This window comes from Amycolatopsis azurea DSM 43854 (assembly GCF_001995215.1).
In the GTDB taxonomy this organism is placed as follows: Bacteria; Actinomycetota; Actinomycetes; order Mycobacteriales; family Pseudonocardiaceae; genus Amycolatopsis; species Amycolatopsis azurea.
In genome coordinates this window covers 440,591-459,132 of sequence record NZ_MUXN01000016.1, presented here as the reverse complement: position 1 = coordinate 459,132, position 18,542 = coordinate 440,591, and the positions used below count along the sequence as shown (strand labels likewise).

Below are 18,542 nucleotides of genomic sequence, written 5' to 3'. Positions count from 1 at the left end.
TCGCTGGTCAGAAGATCTCGTCGGTGATGAAGCCGAAGACCTTGTCGACAGCGGCGTCGAAGAGCAGGTCGTCGAACTCGTCGTCCTTGTCTCCGGCCGCGTACGACAGCAGCAGCTTCTTCAGCGGCTTCGCGACCTTCTTGCGATCGTCAGGTTTCAGGTCGCCCAGGCGTTCGCTCAGCCGCTCGATGTCGGCGAGCACCTCGGCGACGGCTTTCTTTTCCGCCATCAGGAAATCCCCAATTCAGTGGCCAGGAAGTCGACGACTTCGTCCGCGGTCGCGTCCTCCAGCCGCCCGCCGACGTCGGTCCCCGTCGTGGTGAGGCCGTCGAGCAGCGCCCGTAGGCGTCCGGTGACCGCCGTACGGCCGTCGTCGTCGACCCCGGCCAAGCGCGCTTCGAGCGCGTCGAGTTCAGCCAGCACCGCGTCGGCAGCGTTGAGTGACGGCGGGGCCAGCTCGGCCAGCAGATACGCGGCCAGCGTGGCGACGGTCGGATGGTCGAACACGGCGGTGGCCGACAGCCGCAGCCCGGTGACGCCGTTGATCCGGTTGCGCAGTTCGACCGACGTCAGCGAGTCGAAGCCGAGGTCCTTGAACGCGCGCGCCGGGTCGATCATGCCGCCCGCCTCGTGCCCGAGGACGGCGGCGGCGTTGTGCCGCACCAGATCGATCAGCAGGGCCGTGCGTTCTTCGTCGGGCAGTGCCGTGAGCCGCTCGGCGAGGCCGGCGCCGCCCGTCGTCGATGGTCCCGCCGCGCGCCGGGTGGCGACCTTCGCGAGGCCGCGCAGAACCGGCGCCACCTCGGTGGTCCGGGCGTGGGCGCGCAACGCGGCCCGGTCGACCTCGATCGGCAGGACGGCGGTGAACCCGCCATCGAGAGCGGCGTCGAACAGACCGAGCCCGGTCTCCGCGGTCAGCGGCGGCAGGCCTTCGCGGGCCATGCGGTCGACGTCGTTCTCGGCCAGCCCGCTGCCCATTCCCTCCCGCCAGAGCCCCCACGCGAGTGAGACGGCGGGCAGGCCGTGCGCGCGACGCCGGGCGGCCAGCGCGTCCAGGAACGTGTTCGCGGCCGCGTAGGAGGCCTGGCCCGCGGAGCCGACGATCCCGGACACCGAGGAGTAGAGCGCGAACAGCGCGAGATCGTGCCCGAGGGTCAGCTCGTGCAGGTGCCAGGCCGCGTCCACCTTGGGACGCAACACTTTCGCGAGCCTTTCGGGGGTCAGGCCGGTCAGCACGCCGTCGTCGAGGACGCCCGCGGTGTGCACGACGCCGGTCAGCTCGACGCCGTCCAGCAGGGCGGCGAGCGCGTCGCGGTCGGCGACGTCGCAGGCTTCGATCCGGACTTCGGCACCCAGGCCGGTGAGTTCGGCGGCGAGTTCGCCCGCGCCCGGCGCGTCCGGACCGCGACGGCTGGTGAGCAGAAGCTTGCGGATTCCGTGCGTGGTCACGAGATGCTTCGCGACGAGCGCCCCGAGTCCGCCGGTGCCGCCGGTGACGAGCACCGGCCGCTCCGGGTCGAGGGGCCGCGGCACGGTCAGCGCGACCTTGCCGATGTGCCGGGCCTGGCTGACGAACCGGAACGCGTCGGGCGCGTGCCGGACGTCCCAGGTCCGCACCGGCAGCGGGGTGAGCGCGCCCTTGTCGAACAGCGCGATGAGCTCGGCCCAGATCTCGGCGGTGCGCGCCTCCCCCGCTTCGATCAGGTCGAAGGCGCGGTAGGCGACGTTCTCGGGTGCGCGGACGTCGGTCTTGCCCATTTCGAGGAACCGGCCACCGGAGGCGGTCACGTCGAGGGAGGCGTCGACGAACTCGCCCGCGAGGGAGTTGAGTACGACGTCGACACCGCGTCCGCCGGTCGCCGCCCGGAAGTCCTCGGCGAAGTCGAGGGTCCGCGAGGAGGCGATGTGGTCCGCTGGCAGTCCGGCGGCGCGCAGGACGTGGTGCTTGCCCTCGCTCGCGGTGCCGAACACGTCCGCGCCCAGATGGCGCGCGAGCTGTGTCGCGGCCATCCCGACCCCGCCCGCGGCCGAATGGATCAGGATGGATTCGCCCGCCTTGAGCCCGGCGAGATCGACCAGCGCGTAGTAGGCGGTCAGGAAGACCAGCGGCACGGTCGCGGCCTGCTCGTCGGTCCAGGCGTCCGGCACCCGGGTCAGGAACGGGCGTTCGCCGACGGCGACCGGGCCGATCCCGCCGTGCACCATGCCCATCACGCGGTCGCCCGGCGCCAGATCGGTCACCGCGGCGCCGGCGGCCAGCACCGTCCCGGCGACCTCGCAGCCCAGCGGCCCGGCCTCGCCGGGATACATGCCCAGGACGTTCAGGACGTCACGGAAGTTCAGCCCGGCCGCCCGGACGGCGATGCGGACGTCGTCCGGGCCGAGGTCCGGCTCGTCGATCGGGGTCAGCGTGAGGTTCTCGACCGTGCCCTCACCGGACTTGTCCAGCCGCCAGGACGAAGAGGGCGGCAGCAGGACTCCCGCGCCCGCCTCGGCGACGCGAGGGACGAGCGGGACGCCGTCCCGCACCGCGACCTGCGGTTCCCCGGTCGCCACGGCCATCGGCACGTCTTCGGCCTCGCCGTCGACGAGGACGAACCGGCCCTGGTGTTCGGCTTGCGCGCTGCGCACCAGGCCCCAGATCGACGCGGCCGCGGGGTCGGTGGCGTCCGGCCCCGCCGAGTGTCGCGTGTGGACGACCAAAGTGGACTCTTTCCGGGTCACCCAGTCCTGGAGCACTTCCAGCACCCGGGCGCCGAGTTCGTGCGCGGAGCCGATCGGGTCGCCTTCCGGCAGCACGGACAGCACGGCGGGTTTGCCGGGGACGACCTCCGGATACGCCGTGCACGCCACCGGTTCCGCGACCGCGACCGGCGTCCAGTCCACAGTGAACAGTCCCGTGGGCAGTTCCCGCCCGCGTGCGACAGGACGGCGGACGACCAGCGAGCCGACGCTCAGCACCTCGGCGCCCGACGGATCGACGGCGGTCAGCGAAACGGTGTCCTCCGCGTGGAAGGTGATCCGCAGCCGCAACGCGGTGGCGCCGCTCGCCCGCAACCGGACTCCCGACCAGGAGAACGGGAGCCCGCCGGCGGTCTCCGCCGACTCGCGGAGGAACATCGCGTGCAGCCCGGCGTCCAGCAGGGCCGGATGGATGCCGAAGCCTCCGTCCCCGTCGCCGGGAAGTTCGACCTCGGCGTGGACGTCGTCGCCGTCGACCCACACCGCTCGCAAGCCTCGGAACACGCCCTCGTAGCCGAAGCCGGGCAGATCGTCGTAAAAGCCTTCCAGGGACTGGGGTTCTCCCGGCGGCGGCCACGTAACGGTCTGCGTGGCGGTATCAGCGTCAGGAACGAGCGTGCCGCTCGCGTGCCGTGTCCACTCCTCGCCGTGCTCCGGTCGCGAATGCACGGTGACCGCGCGGCGGCCGTCGTCATCCCCGGCGGCCACCACGACCTGGACCTCGACCGGCGTCGCAAGCACGAGCGGTGAGCCCAGGGTCAGTTCTTCGACGCATCCGCAGCCGGTCTCGGCGCCCGCGTGCAAGGCCAGTTCGAGGAAACCGGTGCCGGGGAACAGAATGTCGTCGCCGACGCGGTGACCGCTCAGCCACGGCTGGTCGGTCACCGAGAGCCGGGCGGTGAAGACGGTGTCGCCGCCGGGGACCGCGACCACCGCGCCGAGGAGCGGATGTTCGGCGCGGCGCAGGCCGAGCCCGCGCGCGTCCCCACCGGGTCCGGGGGTGAGCCAGTATCGCGACCGCTGGAACGGGTAGGTCGGCAGGTCGATCCGGCGGCCGCCCGGGGCGAGCGCCGCGACGTCGACGTCCACCCCGCGCACGTACGCGGTGCCCAGCGCGGTCAGGAGTTCGGGGACCTCGGGCCGGTCGCGGCGGAGCAGCGGACGTGCGACGCCGTCGTCGACCAGCGCCGACAGGACGCCGTCCGGGCCGAGTTCCAGGTAGGTGCCGCAGCCGGCGTCGCGCAGGACGTGCAGCGCGTCGGCGAACCGGACGGCCGCCCCGACGTGCTCGATCCAGTACTCGGCCGAGTCGTGCCCGCCGATCTCGCCGGTGACGGTCGAGACGATCGGAAGGTTCGCGGGGTGGTAGTCGGCGAGCCGCGCGATCCGGGCGAAGTCGTCGAGCATGTCCCGCATCAGCGGCGAGTGGAAGGCGTGGCTGACGTTGAGCCATTTGACCTTGCCGTCGAAGCCGGAGATCGCTGCCTCCAGCGCGGTCCGCGCGCCGGACAGCACGACGGCCTCCTCGGCGTTGACCGCGGCGATCCCCGCCTCACGCTCGTGCCCGCTCAGCAGCGCGCGGGCCGTTTCCTCGTTGGCGCGCAAGGAAACCATCGCGCCGCCGTCGGGCAGTTCGCGCATGAGCCTGCCGCGCGCGGTCACCAGCATCGCGGCGTCGGACAGCGACAGCACGCCCGCGACATGCGCGGCCGCGAACTCCCCGACCGAATGCCCGCACAGGTAGGCGGGAACGACACCCCAGGACTCCAGCAGCCGGAACAGGGCGACCTCGACGGCGAACAGCGCGGGCTGCGCGTAGTCGGTGCGGTCCAGCAGCGCCGCGTCCGCTTGGCCGAACACCACGTCCCGCAGCGGCGGATCGAGTTGCCGGTCCACATGGGCGCAGACCTCGTCGAACGTCCTGGCGTAGACGTCGTAAGCGTCGTAAAGCTCCCGGCCCATCGCGATCCGCTGGGCGCCCTGTCCGGTGAACAGATACGCGAGTTCGGCGGATTCCTGGAGCGGTCCGCCGCGCAGCACGCGGTCGTCGAGAGCGGTCAAGGCTTCCGTCAGGCTCGCGGCGTCCGATGCGACGACGAAGGCACGTTCGGCCAGCGTCGCCCGGGTCTTGGCGAGCGAGAAGGCTAGGTCCACCGGGTTCGCGTCGATGTCCGCGAGCTGGGCCGCGCGGGCGCGCAACGCTTCCGGGTCCGCGGCGGAGAACGCGACGGCGATCGGCGAAGGCACCGAGGGAGTGGGCTCTTCGGGTGGGACAGAAGCCGGTTCTTCGAGGATCAGGTGGGCGTTGGTGCCCGAGATGCCGAACGACGAGACGGCGGCCCGGCGCGGTTCCTCGCCGCGAGGCCAGTCCACCGGCTCGGCCAGCAAGGAGACCGCGCCGGAGGACCAGTCGACCGCCGGGGTCGGAGCGTCACCGTGCAGGGTGCGCGGCAGCCGGTCGTGCCGGAGCGCCATGATCATCTTGATCACCCCGGCCGCGCCCGCGGCCGCCTGCGCGTGCCCGATGTTGGCCTTCACCGAACCCAGCCACAGCGGGGTTTCGCGGTCCTGGCCGTAGGTCGAGAGCAAGGCCTGCGCCTCGATCGGGTCGCCGAGGGTGGTCCCGGTCCCGTGCGCTTCGACAGCGTCCACAGTGGACGAAGCGATCCCGGCGTCGGCCAGCGCCGCACGGATCACACGCTGCTGGGACGGACCGTTCGGCGCGGTGAGCCCGTTCGACGCGCCGTCGGAGTTGACGGCGCTGCCACGGATCACGGCGAGGACCGGATGACCGTTGCGCTCGGCGTCGGAAAGCCTTTCCAGGACGAACATCCCCGCGCCCTCGGCCCACGCGGTCCCGTCGGCGTCGGCGGAGAACGGCTTGCAGCGCCCGTCCGGCGCCAGGCCGCGCTGATGCGAGAACGCCACGAACGGACCGGGCGTGCCGAGCACCGCGACCCCGCCGGCGAGGGCGAGGCCGCATTCCCCGCTCCGCAGCGCGCGGACCGCGAGATGGAGGGCGACCAGCGAGCCCGAACAGGCGGTGTCGACGGTCAGCGCGGGCCCTTGCAGCCCGAGGGTGTACGCGATCCGGCCGGAGACGACGCTCGGCGCGCTGCCGGTGAGCAGGAGCCCGTCGAGGCCTTCGGGCGCGTCGGCCAGGCGGGTGCCGTATTCCTGCGGCTCGACGCCGACGAACACGCCCGTCCGGCTGCCGCTCAGGGTCCCGGCGTCGATCCCCGCGCGTTCCAAGGCCTCCCACGCCGTCTCCAGCGCCAGGCGCTGCTGCGGGTCCATCGCCAGCGCCTCGCGCGGTGAGATGCCGAAGAATCCCGCGTCGAACTCGGCCGCGCCGGGCAGGAACCCGCCGTGGCGCACGTAGGTCCGGCCCGGGGTACCCGGCCGGGGGTCGTACAGGCCGTCGACGTCCCAGCCGCGGTCGCGGGGGAACTCGGTGACGACGTCCCGGCCTTCGTCCACCAGGGACCACAGGGCGGCGGGCGAATCCGCGCCGCCGGGGAAGCGGCAGCCGATACCGACGATCACGATCGGCTCGCCGGAGGCCGCCTCGCCCGCCGCGGCGTCCGCGGCCTCGGCTCCGAAGAGGCACTCGTCGAGGAAGTCCGCCAGCGCTTCCGGCCCCGGGTGGTCGTAGGCGAGGGTCACCGGCAGGTCGAGGCCGGTCTCGTCGCTCAGCCACGCGTGCAGCTTGACCGCCAGCAGGGAGTCGAACCCGAGGTCGGCGAAGGTGCGACCGGCCGGGAGCGGCCCGTCCAGCACCGCCGACGTCGCCCGTCGCACCAGGCCCAGCAGCGTGCGGCGCCGTTCGGCGCGCGGCCTGCTTTCCAGCCGTCGCAGGGAATCCAGCTCGGTCATGCGCGCACTCGCCACCTCGGGTCGCCTGGCACAGGGAAGTCGCGGTCCAGTTAGCCATCGCGGCCGTCGCGGGCGGGACGGAACTGTTCCACCGCCGGGTAACCGCTCGCTCCCTGCCGGGTTTCCGGGTCGTGGGCAAGCGGTGGAAAAGGTATCCAGCGCGCCTGATCGGAATCGTTAACGTGGCTTTCGGCGAACCGGATTTCAGCGCCCCGATTTCAGCGCACAGCCCCGGAGCCGCACGAGGACGCCGGCGTCCTCGTGCCGGCCCGGGACCGTCAGCGCGACGCCACTAGTGCCGGAGGTAACGCCGATGACCATGTCTCCTGTCGAAGAACGCGTCCTGCCCCGCCAGCGGGCCGAGGCGGCGCCGCCGACGAGCATGCTGTGCCCCGATTTCCCGTTCGCCTACGACGACTGGATCCGCCATCCCGCCGGCATCGGCCGGGTGCCGCGCCAAGCGCACGGCACCGAGGTCGCCGTGATCGGCGGCGGGCTGTCCGGGATGGTGGCCGCCTACGAGCTGATGAAGCTCGGCCTGAAGCCGGTGATCTACGAGGCCGAACAGCTGGGCGGCCGGATGCGCTCGGTGAGCCTGCCCGGCTACCCGGACGCCGTCGCCGAACTGGGCGCCATGCGCTTCCCACCGTCCGCGGGGGCGCTCTTCCACTACATGGACAAGGTCGGGCTGGAGACGACGCCGTTCCCCAACCCGCTCTCCCCCGCGTCGCCGAGCACGGTGATCAACCTGCACGGCGAGAACCACTGGGCGCGGACGTCCGCCGACCTGCCGCCGGTGTACCGCGAGGTCAACGACGCGTGGACCAAGACGCTGCAGGAGCAGGCCGACATGTCGCTGATGGAGGACGCCATTCGGCGCCGCGACATCACGACCATCAAGGCGCTGTGGAACCACCTGGTCACCAAGTTCGACAACGTGTCGTTCTACGGATTCCTGACCTCGTCGCCGCTGTTCTCGTCCTTCGAGCACCGCGAGATCTTCGGCCAGGTCGGTTTCGGCTGCGGCGGCTGGGACACCGACTTCCCCAACTCCGCGCTCGAGATCCTGCGGGTGATCTGCACCGACACCAGCGACGAGCACCACCGGATCATCGGCGGCTGCCAGCAGCTGCCACTCGGCCTGTGGTCGGACCAGCCCGCCGACATCGAGTACTGGCCGTCCGGCACGTCGCTGGAGAGCCTGCACGGCGGCGAACCGCGCCCGGCGGTCGTGCGGATCGACCGGACCGGCCGCGGGTTCACCATCGAGGACGCGAACCGCGACGTGCGCACCTACCCTGCCGCGATTTTCGCCGCGCAGAACTGGAATCTGCTCTCGGGCATGAAGAGCGACGACGCCCTCCTGCCGCAGCAGGTCTGGACCGCGCTGGAGCGCACCCACTACATGGGCGCGTCCAAGCTGTTCGTCATCACCGACCGCCCGTTCTGGCTCGACCAGGACCCGGCGACCGGCCGCGACGTGATGAGCACGACGCTCACCGACCGCATCCCGCGCGGGGTCTACCTGATCGACAACGGCCCCGACGAACCCGGCACGATGCTGCTGTCCTACACGTGGAACGACGACTCGCTGAAGGTCGCCTCGCTGAGCCCGGACGAGCGGCTCGACGTGATGCTGGACGCGCTGGCCAAGATCTACCCGGGCGTCGACATCCGCTCGCACATGATCGGCCCGCCGATCGCGATCACCTGGGAGACCCAGCCGCATTTCAAGGGCGCCTTCAAATCGTGCCTGCCCGGCAGCTACCGCTACCAGCGACGGCTGTTCACCCAGTTCATGCAGCGCGACGCCGCCGACCACCACCGCGGCTTCTTCCTGGCCGGCGACGACGTCGCGTGGATCGCCGGTTTCTCCGAGAGCGCGGTCACCACCGCGCTGAACGCCGTGTGGGGCGTCGTCGAGCACCTGGGCGGCGGCACCCATCCGGACAACCCCGGTCCCGGCGACGTGTTCGACGAGATCGCCCCGGTGAGCCTGGATTGACAGCGGAAAGGACTTCCCCATGTTCGCGAAGATCTATTCCCCCGACGCGGTCACCGGCGGCGCGGCCTTCGAACAGCAGGCCCTCCGCGTCGCCGAAGTACTGCGGGACCGGGGCGTCGGCTCCGGTGACCGTGTCCTGCTCAAGGCCGACAACACGCTGGCCTACCTGACGATCCTCGTCGCGCTGATGCACGTCGGCGCGTCCGTGGTACTCGTCGATCACATGGAACACGCCGACCGCACCGCCGAGACGATCGCCGGTTCCGGTGTCGTGCTGGCCGTCGTCGACGACGACGCGCCGATGCCGGTGGACGCGCCCGCGGCCTACACCTACGAGATCATGGTGGCCGCCGCCGACCGGACCCCGACCGACGTCCAACTTCGTTTCGACGTCTGGGAAAAGCTTCCCGACAGCCTCGTGATGTGGTCGTCCGGCTCGACCGGCGTCCCCAAGGGCGTCGCGAAGAACGGCGCGCGGTTCCTGAAGAACCTGGAACGCAACGCCGATCTCGTGGGCCACGTCGCCGACGACGTCCTCCTGCCGCTGCTGCCGTTCAACCACCAGTACGGCCTGTCCATGGTGATGATCGCCTGGCTGCGGGACTGCTCGCTGGTGATCGCGCCCTACCGCCGCCCCGACCGGGCGCTGCGCCTGGCCGGCCGGGCAGGCGCGACGGTCGTCGACGCGACGCCGTCCACCTACCGCAGCCTGTTCAACATCATCGGCAAACGTCCTGCCCTCAAAGAAGAATTCTCCCGTGTGCGCATGCTGTGCAGCGGCGCCGCCCCGCTCGAACCCGGGGTTGTGGGACAGTCGGAAGAGCTGTTCGGCATGCCGCTGCTCGACAGCTATGGCAGCACCGAGATGGGCAACGTCGCCTTCGCCAACGTCGGGAACCCGCGCGGCTGCGGGCAGATCGTGGAGGGGCTGGCCCTCGAAGTCCGCGCCGACGACGGCACCGTGCTGCCCCACGACGAGGTCGGCGAGCTGTTCGTGCTCGACCCTGATCTCATGGAGGGCTACCTCGACGCCACCGGGCAGGTACTCCCGGTCGACCGCGGCTGGTACGCCACCGGCGACCTCGGCAGGCTCGACTCGGACGGGAACCTGTTCGTCGTCGGGCGCAAACGGGCGGTGCACCGCAACGGGCACACCCTGCACCCGGAGGTGATCGAGCACCGCTTGGCCGGTGAGGGCTGCTCCGCGAAGATCGTCGCGCTGCCCGATCAGCGTCGCGGGTCGAGCCTGGTGTTCGTCGTCGAGGACGACGCGCGGCGGGACTCGCGGTACTGGCGTGACCGGATCTGCGGCGTACTGCCGCCCGCGGAGCAGCCGAACCGCGTCCTCGTCACCGATCAGTTCCCGTTGAACCGCAACGGGAAACCGGACCGGAAGCGGCTGGAGCAGTTCGCCGCCGCCGAACAACTCTGATCCCCACCACGAAACTGGGTGTGCACTGTGGACCTTTCCACCGATGCCGTCCTCTTCCCCGGCATGGGCCCGGCCCGTGCTGCGGAACTGGGCCGGTTCCTCGTCATCGATCCCCTGGCCCGGCGCCTGCTCGGCGTGGCCGAGCACGCGCTCGGGCGCTCCCTGCTGGATCCGCTCGCCAGAGCGGACGAGGAGTACAACGAGCACACCCAGATCGCGTTCGTGCTCGCGTCGCTGGCGCTCGCCGAACGGGCGGAGCGGGAGCACGGACTGGTGCCGGTCGCGGTCGGCGGCGCCAGTTTCGGTGAACGCGCCGCCGTGGTCCGCGCCGGCGCACTGCCCTTGGCGGATCTCGTCCGGCTCGTCGACGCCGTCGCGATCCGGGAACGGGAGTATTTCGAGACGGCGCACCAGGATCTCGTCAGCCAGTTCATCGTGCGGACGCCGGAACCGGCGCTCGGCGAGATCCTCGACGGGATCGGCCACGAACTGTCCGGCCGATTCGACGACGAGGTCCACCTGGTGACCCTGCGGGAGTCCGAATTGGACGAATTCGTCCGGCGCGTGCGGGCGGCGGGCGGGTACGCGCTCACGACCATGCGTCCGGCTGCGCACGCGCGAATGCTCGGCGGGCTGCGCGACAAGCTGGCGGAAGAGGTCTTCGGCGGGTTCGGGTTCGCCGACCCGGCCCTGCCGATCGTGTCCGATCAGGACGGAGAGCCGGTCCGGACCGGTGACGAGGCGGCGTCGCTCCTCCTGGAGTCGACGGTCAACGCGGTGCGGCTCCCCGGGCTGGTCCACCGGTTCGCCAGGCTCGGCGTCGGCCGGGTCCTCGTCGCCGGCCCGGACCACCTGCTGCACCGGCTGCCCGGGCTGACGTCGGCGTTCACCCTGCTGCGCGCCGACCTCCGGGACACCCTGAAACCGAAACCCCGGCCCCGCCTGCCCGAGGCGGTGGCCGCATGAGCAAGGCCCGCGACATCGCCACGATCACGGTGTCCTGCCTGGCGCAGCTGATGGTCGCGATCGACATGACGGTGCTGCATCTGGCGGTACCCGCGCTGACCACCCAGCTCGGCGCGTCGGCCGAGGAACTGCTGTGGATCGCGGACGTCTACGGCTTCGCCATGGGCGGCCTGCTGGTCACCATGGGCAACCTCGGCGACCGGTTCGGCAGGCGGCGGGTGCTCCTGATCGGCGTGGCGGCGTTCGCGCTGGGCTCGCTGGTGGCCGCCTACGCCCCGAGCGCCGAAACGCTGATCGCCGCCCGCGCGCTGCTGGGTGTCGCGGGCGCCGCCGTGCTGCCCTCGACGACTTCCTTGCTGCGCGCGGTTTTCACCACTCAACGGGCGCGGACGGCCGCGGTGGGCGTCACCGCCGGGGTGTCGGCCGCGGGTTTCGCGATCGGCCCGATCGTCGGCGGGGTCCTGCTGGAGCATTTCTGGTGGGGATCGGTGTTCCTGGTCAACATCCCGGTGGCGCTGCTGATCCTCGGCGCCGCCCGCGTCGTCCCCGAATCGCGGTCCAGCGGGCGGTTGCGGCTCGATCTGCCCAGCGTGCTGCTGTCCATCGTCGGTCTGGTCGCCGTGGTGTACGCGCTGAAGGGCGCGTTCTACGTCGGCCTCTGGTACCCGGAGGTGCTCGGCGCTTTCGCTCTCGGGGGTGCTTCGCTGCTGTGGTTCGCCCGGCGCCAGCGCCGTCTCGATCAGCCGCTGATCGACCTGGACCTGTTCCGGCGGCGCGGGTTCTCCGCGTCGGTCGGCTCGAACCTGGTGTCGGTGTTCACGATGTCGGCGTTCGCCCTGATCTCCAGTCAGTACTTCCAGCTCGTGCTCGGCTGGAGCCCGCTGCGCTCCGGACTGGCTTTCGTGCCGGGCGCGATCGCCGCGCTCGTCGCGGGCGGTGTCGTGGCGGCCAAGGCGGTGCGCCGGTTCGGCCGGGCGACGACGGTCTCGGGCGGGCTGGCACTGGCGTCGGTCGGCTTCGGGCTGTTCGGCGCGGTGAGCACGGACTCGTCGTATCTGCTGGTCCTGGCCGCGCAGGTGGCGTTCGGCGCGGGCGCCGGGCTCACCCTGACCGTCACCGGAGACACCATCCTCGGCACGGTCCCCCGGGACCGCGCCGGTGCCGCGTCGGCGATCTCCGCCACCGCCTACGAACTCGGCGGCTCACTCGGCATCGCGGTGGTCGGCAGCGTGCTGTCGGCCGTCTACCACGCGAACCTGACCCTGCCCGCCGGTGTGCCGCCCGATCTGGCCGCCCAGGTGCGGGAGTCGTTCAGCGCCACCGCGGCGGTCGCGACCGGCCTGCCGGAACCGGTGGCGACGGCGGTCCGCACGGCCGCGGAGGAGTCGTTCGTCGGCGGCATCCGGACCAGCATGCTCGGGAGCGCCGCGGTGATGGTCGTCCTCGCGGTGGTGGCGCTGCGGAGCCTGCGCGGCGTCCCGAAGGTGATCGAAACCGACGTCCCCCCTCAACCCGACCCGGTGGCCGAGGCCCCGAGCACCCGCGGTTAGTGAGGGGTAGGTGTCATGCTCGCTCGCCGCCATGCCGGCTTCACAACGCCACCGCCCACCAGACCGCGCCAGGCCGGGGTGGTCGTGAGTGGCGAGTGTCGTTCTAGTGCGAGGTAAGCCAAAGGCCACGTGTTCTGTCACTCGCCCGTTCGGCAGGCCCCGGGGCGAAGGGGACTTTCCGCGCGTGTGATGAGGGGAAAGTCCCCTTCGCCTCACTCGTCACCACTGAGCACCCGCGGTTAGTCCTCTGGATGCGGTAGTTGCACGCGCAAGGACCGCATTCAGAGGACGAAACGCGACGGAAAGCCGCTCCGTGGTCCGCCGGGGCAACTATGCTGGCCGAAGGTGCCCCGGCCGCCTGACCTCCCGACCGAACGGTCCTCCTTGCGCCATGCTCGGAGCGATCGTCGCCCGGCCGCGCCGTGGTCCCGCGCCGGTCGAGGAGGGAAATGGGAGCGACGGCCGTCACGAGTGCCGGACCGGATGACGCGCAGGCGGTTTGGGACCGGGTCCTCGCCGGGTCCGGCGCGATCTGGGTGGTGCACGGGCCCGCGGGCAGCGGCCGCAGCACCGTGCTCTCCGGCCTGGCCCAGCGCGGGCGTCGCTCCGGCGCCACGGTGCTGCCCGTGCCCGCCGGCCCCGATCCCGGGACCGTCCTGCTCCGGCTGACGACCCAGCTGGTCGAACTGATCACCGCGCTCGACCGGCCCGAGCTGGTCAGCATGCTCAGCGCCGTCGCCTGGCTCCGCGCCAGGCTGGAGTCCGGTTCCGGCGCTGGACCGCAGACGACGGCCCACGATCTGATCACCGTCCTCGCCACCGTCGCCCCGCGCAGCCGGATCGTGCTGCAGTTCGACGACTTCGACCTGCTGCCGCCGGAGCTCGCCACCGTGCTCACCCTGGTCGCCGAGGGGGCCCGCGCCACCGGAACCGTCACCGTCGCGACAGTGAACGGCCGGGGTCCGGCGGGCGGCCCGGTCGGCAAGCTGCTCGCCGTCGCCGACGGCACCATCGGTCTCCGGCCGCTGACCGCAGCGGAGACGACGGCGCTGCTGCCCGGCTGGACGACCCGCGCCGGGCGGATCGCGAGCGACCCCGCGCTCGTCGCCTCGGTCCGCACGGCGCTCGGTCCGCTGTTCGGCAATCCCGGCACCGTCGCCGCGACGATCGCCGGGCTGCGCGCCACCGGCAGGCTGTCGGTCGTCGACGAGCACGTCTGCCTGATCGGCGCGGGCCCGCCGATCGTGCTGCCCGACGGTCACCCCGAGACGCTCCGGCTGCGGCGGCTCGGGCGCCCCGCCCGGCGGCTGGCCGCCGTCATCGCCGTGCTGAGCGAACAAGGCGCCCCCACCCTCGAAAGACTGCACTGGCTCGCATCCGCCGCGGCGCTGACGCCGTCGGCCACGGGCCAGGCCCTCGACGATCTGGTCCGGGCGGGGATCCTTCGCTCCGGCACGGACGGCGCGGTGGAATTCGCCGTCCCCGCGCTGGCCGGCCGACTCCGGTTGGCGCACGGCACGCGCTGGCGCACCGTCCTGCACCGGAGGATCACGCGGGACCTCCTCGGACGGCGTCCGGTCGACCCTGCCGAGGTCGCCCCGCATCTGACCGAGCTTCCGCCGTCGCCGCCGGATCCCGAAGCGGCGGGGCTCCTGCTCGACGCGGCCGCGGGCGCGAGCACCGACCTGCCGACGGCCCGCCGTTATCGGCTGGCCGCGCTCCGGCTGCTCGATCCGTCCGACGACCGGTTTCCCGAAGTGCTCCGGGCGCTGCTCGCGGACAGCCTCGCGGCCGGGGGCTACGGCACGCTGGCCGACGACCTCGCCACCCTCGTCGCGCCGCGGCTCGACGGCAACTGGCCGTCCGCTCGGCTGTCCGCCACCGTGCTGATGTGCTGGCTCGGCGCGCTCGCCCACGAACAGCGGCTCGCCGAACTCGACGTCGTGCGACCGCTGGCCGTCGAGGTCGCCCGTGCCCTCGACACCGCTCGCGAATGCCGTCGGCTGCTCGACGCGGTCAACCGGACCGACCGGCCGTTGGCCGCCGAAGCGGTCCGGGCGCTCGCGCGCGCTTGCGGCGCCGAGGAAGATCACCTGTTCGCCCTGGGCGCCGGGATCCTGCTGGGCGCGTTGCCCGGCGACGGCGGCAGACCGGCCGAGGAATGGCTGGTACCACCGGAAATGCCGCCGCACGACGACGTCGCCGAAGCCGCCGAAGTCCTCGACACGGTCAGCGTGCTGAACGTCCTGCTGCGTGGCCGCTATCAGCCGCCGACGACCGGCTTTTCGGTCGGCTGGCACGCGGTCCGGCAGGCTTACCGCGAGGGCGAGTGGGACGCGGCGCTGTCGCTGGCGCGGCGGCTCGAAGGCGGCAGGCTGTGGTGGGACCCGCCCCGTCGTCACCGGTTCGCGAGTGTGTTCGCCGCGGAGATCTGCGCTCAGCGCGACCAGCCGGACCGAGCGGCGGATTGGTTACGCCGCTTGCCTTTCCGCACTTCCGCCGACGCATACGTCGCGTGGGTGCGGTGCCGGCTTCGGCTGTCCTCGGGGCAGTACGACGAGGCGATCGCGCGAGGCCGGCAGGACTACACGGACTGCCGTGAACGCGGGGTGCGGGCGGGGATGGAACGCCTGCTCGCCCGGCTCCTGCAAGGAGCGAGACGCCACGGGGACACCGAGACCGTCACCCGCCTGCTGTCCGAATTGGAGGGTCTCGCCGCCCGCAGCCCGACGGCTTCGGTCCAGGAGGCGGCCCTGGTGTGCGGCGGTCTCGTGCGCGGCGACATGGAATCGGTGCGCGCGGGGGTCAAACTGGCCCGGCAGTCCGGTGACGCGTTCCGGATCGCCGAGGCGTGCACGGCGTTCGGCGAGGTGAGCCCGGTCCCCGCGCCGTCATTGCTCGAAGCGCACCGGACGTTGCAGCGGCTCGACGCCGTCGTGTCGCTGACCTCGGTCGCGGCGCTGCTCGATCAGCACCGGATCGCCTTCTCGACCGACCGCGTGGACCGGACCGACCGGGCGACGCTGGATCCCTTGGAGCGGCACATCGTCGGCTTGATCGCGAACGGCCACACGAACCGGCAGATCGCGGCGGCGTTGCAGGTCAGCGAGAAACGCATCGAAGCCCGGCTGACGTCGTTGTTCGAGCGCACCGGCAGCCATTCCCGGGTGGAGCTCGCCGCGGCGTGGCTGCAAGGCCGCCTCGGCACCGCGGCGGTCCTCGCCGATTCCTGACCGCGGTCACCCGGCCCGGTGACCGCGCATCGCCGCGGCCAGCTGGGCGCGGCCGGTGATGCCGAGCTTGCGGTACGAACTGGTGAGGTGCTTCTCCACCGCGCGCACGGTGACCTCCAGCAGTTCCGCGATGTCGCGGTTGCGTCGGCCGGACACGGCCAGCTCCACCACCCGCTGTTCGGTCGCGGTCAGCAGCCCGCCGTCCGGCTGCTCCGACGGCTCGGCGGATCCGGTCAGCCAGCTCGCCCCGCAGCCCGCCGCCAGGCTGCGGCCTTCCAGCAGCCGCTCACGGGCGTCGGGTCCGGTGCCGCGTTCCCCGAGCAGGACCAGTGTGCGGGCGAGTTCGAGCCGGTCTCCCGAGCGGGACAGGACTTCCGCGGCCTCGCGCAGCACCGGGACGGCGTCCTCGTCCCGGTCGAGCAGCGTCGCGCGGATGCGCAGGGCGCGTCCCACCGAAGACGGCGCGCCCCACGACGACGCCCGCTCGACCTCGCCTTGTGCGACCGCTTCGGCCCGCTTCGGATCGTCGGTGGCCGCGAGCAGGAGCGCGATCTGGCCGCGCAGCGGCAGGAGGACACGGTTCCCGAAGCGCTCAAGCTGGTGCACGCAGTCGAGGAAATACTCGGCGGCCGCGGTGTGATTGGCCTCGGTCAGGGCCAGGGTGCCATGGGCCAGCGACCGCAGCCAGGGGTCGTGTTCGACCTCCAGGTTGTCGACGAGCAGCCTCGCGAGCGCCGGATCTCGTTGCTCCATCGCGATTTCGGCCAGCACTCGCATCGCCGTCATGGTGATCCCGACCCGGCTGGGCCCCGCCGACGTCAGCACCGCCTGGGCCCGGTCCCTCGCCACGCCGAGCAGGCCCGTGGCGGAGGCCACCAGCGCCTGCCCCGCCCACGCGACCAGTGTCGGCAGGTCCGGATCTTCGGCGGAACCGCACGCCGCGGCGAGCCAGGAGTCGACGCCGTCGAGCGAGTCCGCGGCGGCCAGCACCAGCACCGTGAGCGGGAGCGTGGTGTACATCTGGTCCGGCGAACCGGGTTCCCGCTCCAGCACCTGCCTGGCGAGGTCCACAATGGACTCCCGGGGCGCGGTGCCCGCGACGGTCATCAGGTACAGCAGGACGGCGACCAGCTCCCGCTGGGCCGAAGAATCCTGGGCGGGTGCGGGTCCGAGTTCGGCCAGCCGGTCCGCCGCCGCGTCCCCGACACCTGGTACGCCCCGTTCGTGGTAGCGAAGCCGGGCCTCCATCCGCAGGGCCGCTTCGGCCGCTTCCGGACCCGGGACCTCGCGCAGTTCCGCGAGCACCTGCCGGAGACGGCGGACGTCCGCGGCGAAGCGCACTCCGGCCACTACGGGGAGCAGGCCCAGCGCGAAGGCGCGGTCGACCGGGTCCCGCATCAGGCCCAGCGCCTGGTGCAGGTGCCGGTGGGCGGCGGGCAGATCGTAACCGCGTTCGACGGCGGCGAGGTCGACGAGCAGCTCCGCGCGATCGGCCCCCGGATGCGCCAGCGCGTGCTGCAGGTACTGGGCGGCCGTCCGCGGCGACGAGTTCGCCAGCGCGGCGCTGGCCGCGGTCCGCAGCACGTCCGCGGCCCACGGTTCGGGTTCGGCGACCGTGGCCAGCAGCTGCCGTCCGATCTGCTCGACCGGCCTTCCGTTGCGGTAGAGGACATTCGCGGCGCGCAGATGCAGCCGGTCCTGTTCCTCCGCGCTCAGCTGATCGGCGACGAGATCGCCCGCCATCTCCCCGGCGAACCGCAGCAGTCCGTCGGCGGGCGCCTCGACGACGCCCAGCCTGCGCAACGCGCGCAGCGCCGCGTCGAAGTCCGGCGAGTCGAGACCGGCGAGTTCGGCGAGGACGCCGGTCTCGGTCGGCTCGCCGAGCGCGGCCATCGCCTTGGCCACCGCGCGGACGTCGTCCGGCTGGGCGCGCAGGCACCGGGTCAGCCGGGCCGCGGCGGGTGAGGGCCGGAGCGCGGCGAGGTCGGCCGCGGCCGAGGCGACCGGACGCAGGCCGTGCCCGAGCATCGTGTTGACGAGCGCGTCCAGCAGCATCGGCGATCCGCCGGTGCGCGCGTAGCAGGCGTCCGCGAATTCCGGAGCGGGCTCGGCTCCGCACCGGGCGGTCAGGTAGGCCCGGACACCGGCGGCCGAGAGCGGGGCGGCGTGCACCGTGCGCGCCGCGGTGCGGGCGATGTCCTTGACCACGATGTCGTCCGCGGAATCGTCGCCGTCCAGCAAGGTCGCGACGACGAGGACCCGCAGCCTGCTCATCCGCTTGGCCAGATAGGCGAGCCAGCGCGCCGAGGCCGCGTCCGCCCATTGCAGATCGTCCACGAGCAGCGCCACCGGGCCGGTGTCGCGCACCATTTCGGTGAACAGTCCCAGCAGTTCGTGCAACACGAGGTGGGTCCGGCGCGCGTCGGCCGGATCGGCCGGGAACTCGCTGTCGGCCCGGACCGCGGTGAGCAGTTCCCCGCGACGCCCGGCCTCCAGCAACGGTTCCAGCAACAGCCAGACCACGCCGTGGACGACCCCTCGCTCCAGTGGCGTCGCCGCCGCCCGGACCACGCGCACGCCCCGCGCGGCGGCCTCCTCCCCCGCCGCGTGCAGCAGCGCGGACCGGCCGGCGCCCAGCCCGCCGCGGACGACGACGAACTCCCCGGCCCCGGTACGGGCCTCGGCGACCGCCCCGGTGATCGCGGCCAGCTGATCCGCTCGCTCGATCATCATGACGG

8 protein-coding genes are annotated in these 18,542 nt (G+C 72.4%); 5 read left to right on the top strand and 3 right to left on the bottom strand.

The window, feature by feature from the left end:
* Positions 1-7: 7 nt before the first annotated feature.
* Positions 8-229 (bottom strand): hypothetical protein, encoded by a 222-nt coding sequence (locus B0293_RS23130; protein WP_005165596.1) that lies wholly within the window; start codon positions 227-229, stop codon positions 8-10.
* A complete protein-coding gene (locus tag B0293_RS23125) occupies positions 229-6,618 on the bottom strand; it encodes a type I polyketide synthase (RefSeq protein ID WP_005165594.1) in 6,390 nt (2,129 codons plus the stop codon). Before B0293_RS23125 ends, B0293_RS23130 begins: the two co-directional genes overlap by 1 nt.
* A gap of 313 nt (positions 6,619-6,931) precedes the next feature.
* Between B0293_RS23125 and B0293_RS23120 the strand changes: the two genes are divergently transcribed.
* From B0293_RS23120 to B0293_RS23100, 5 genes are all read left to right on the top strand, one after another.
* The gene (locus B0293_RS23120) at positions 6,932-8,623 is read left to right on the top strand and encodes a flavin monoamine oxidase family protein (RefSeq protein WP_005165592.1); all 1,692 of its coding nucleotides are present in this window, start codon (positions 6,932-6,934) and stop codon (positions 8,621-8,623) included.
* 19 nt (positions 8,624-8,642) lie between these two features.
* Positions 8,643-10,055 (top strand): class I adenylate-forming enzyme family protein, encoded by a 1,413-nt coding sequence (locus B0293_RS23115; RefSeq protein WP_005165589.1) that lies wholly within the window; start codon positions 8,643-8,645, stop codon positions 10,053-10,055.
* A gap of 27 nt (positions 10,056-10,082) precedes the next feature.
* On the top strand, positions 10,083-11,021 hold the full coding sequence (locus B0293_RS23110; RefSeq protein WP_245192086.1) for an ACP S-malonyltransferase: 939 nt from the start codon (positions 10,083-10,085) through the stop codon (positions 11,019-11,021).
* The gene (locus tag B0293_RS23105; RefSeq protein WP_005165586.1) at positions 11,018-12,571 is read left to right on the top strand and encodes an MFS transporter; all 1,554 of its coding nucleotides are present in this window, start codon (positions 11,018-11,020) and stop codon (positions 12,569-12,571) included. The genes B0293_RS23110 and B0293_RS23105 overlap by 4 nt, the downstream gene beginning before the upstream one ends.
* 449 nt (positions 12,572-13,020) lie before the next feature.
* A complete protein-coding gene (locus B0293_RS23100; protein ID WP_005165584.1) occupies positions 13,021-15,804 on the top strand; it encodes a helix-turn-helix transcriptional regulator in 2,784 nt (927 codons plus the stop codon).
* A gap of 6 nt (positions 15,805-15,810) precedes the next feature.
* Here B0293_RS23100 and B0293_RS23095 read toward each other — a convergent pair whose 3' ends face one another.
* Entirely contained in the window at positions 15,811-18,537 is a 2,727-nt protein-coding gene (locus B0293_RS23095; protein WP_005165582.1) for an ATP-binding protein, read from the bottom strand.
* Between the last annotated feature and the right edge of the window lie 5 nt (positions 18,538-18,542).

What these genes read in the sequence shown, in the direction of transcription:
- B0293_RS23130 (WP_005165596.1), bottom strand. Translation starts at nt 229, where the DNA reads ATGGCGGAAAAGAAAGCCGTCGCCGAGGTGCTCGCCGACATCGAGCGG.
- B0293_RS23120 (WP_005165592.1), top strand. Translation starts at nt 6,932, where the DNA reads ATGACCATGTCTCCTGTCGAAGAACGCGTCCTGCCCCGCCAGCGGGCC.
- B0293_RS23125 (WP_005165594.1), bottom strand. Translation starts at nt 6,618, where the DNA reads ATGACCGAGCTGGATTCCCTGCGACGGCTGGAAAGCAGGCCGCGCGCC.
- B0293_RS23095 (WP_005165582.1), bottom strand. Translation starts at nt 18,537, where the DNA reads ATGATGATCGAGCGAGCGGATCAGCTGGCCGCGATCACCGGGGCGGTC.
- B0293_RS23105 (WP_005165586.1), top strand. Translation starts at nt 11,018, where the DNA reads ATGAGCAAGGCCCGCGACATCGCCACGATCACGGTGTCCTGCCTGGCG.
- B0293_RS23100 (WP_005165584.1), top strand. Translation starts at nt 13,021, where the DNA reads ATGGGAGCGACGGCCGTCACGAGTGCCGGACCGGATGACGCGCAGGCG.
- B0293_RS23115 (WP_005165589.1), top strand. Translation starts at nt 8,643, where the DNA reads ATGTTCGCGAAGATCTATTCCCCCGACGCGGTCACCGGCGGCGCGGCC.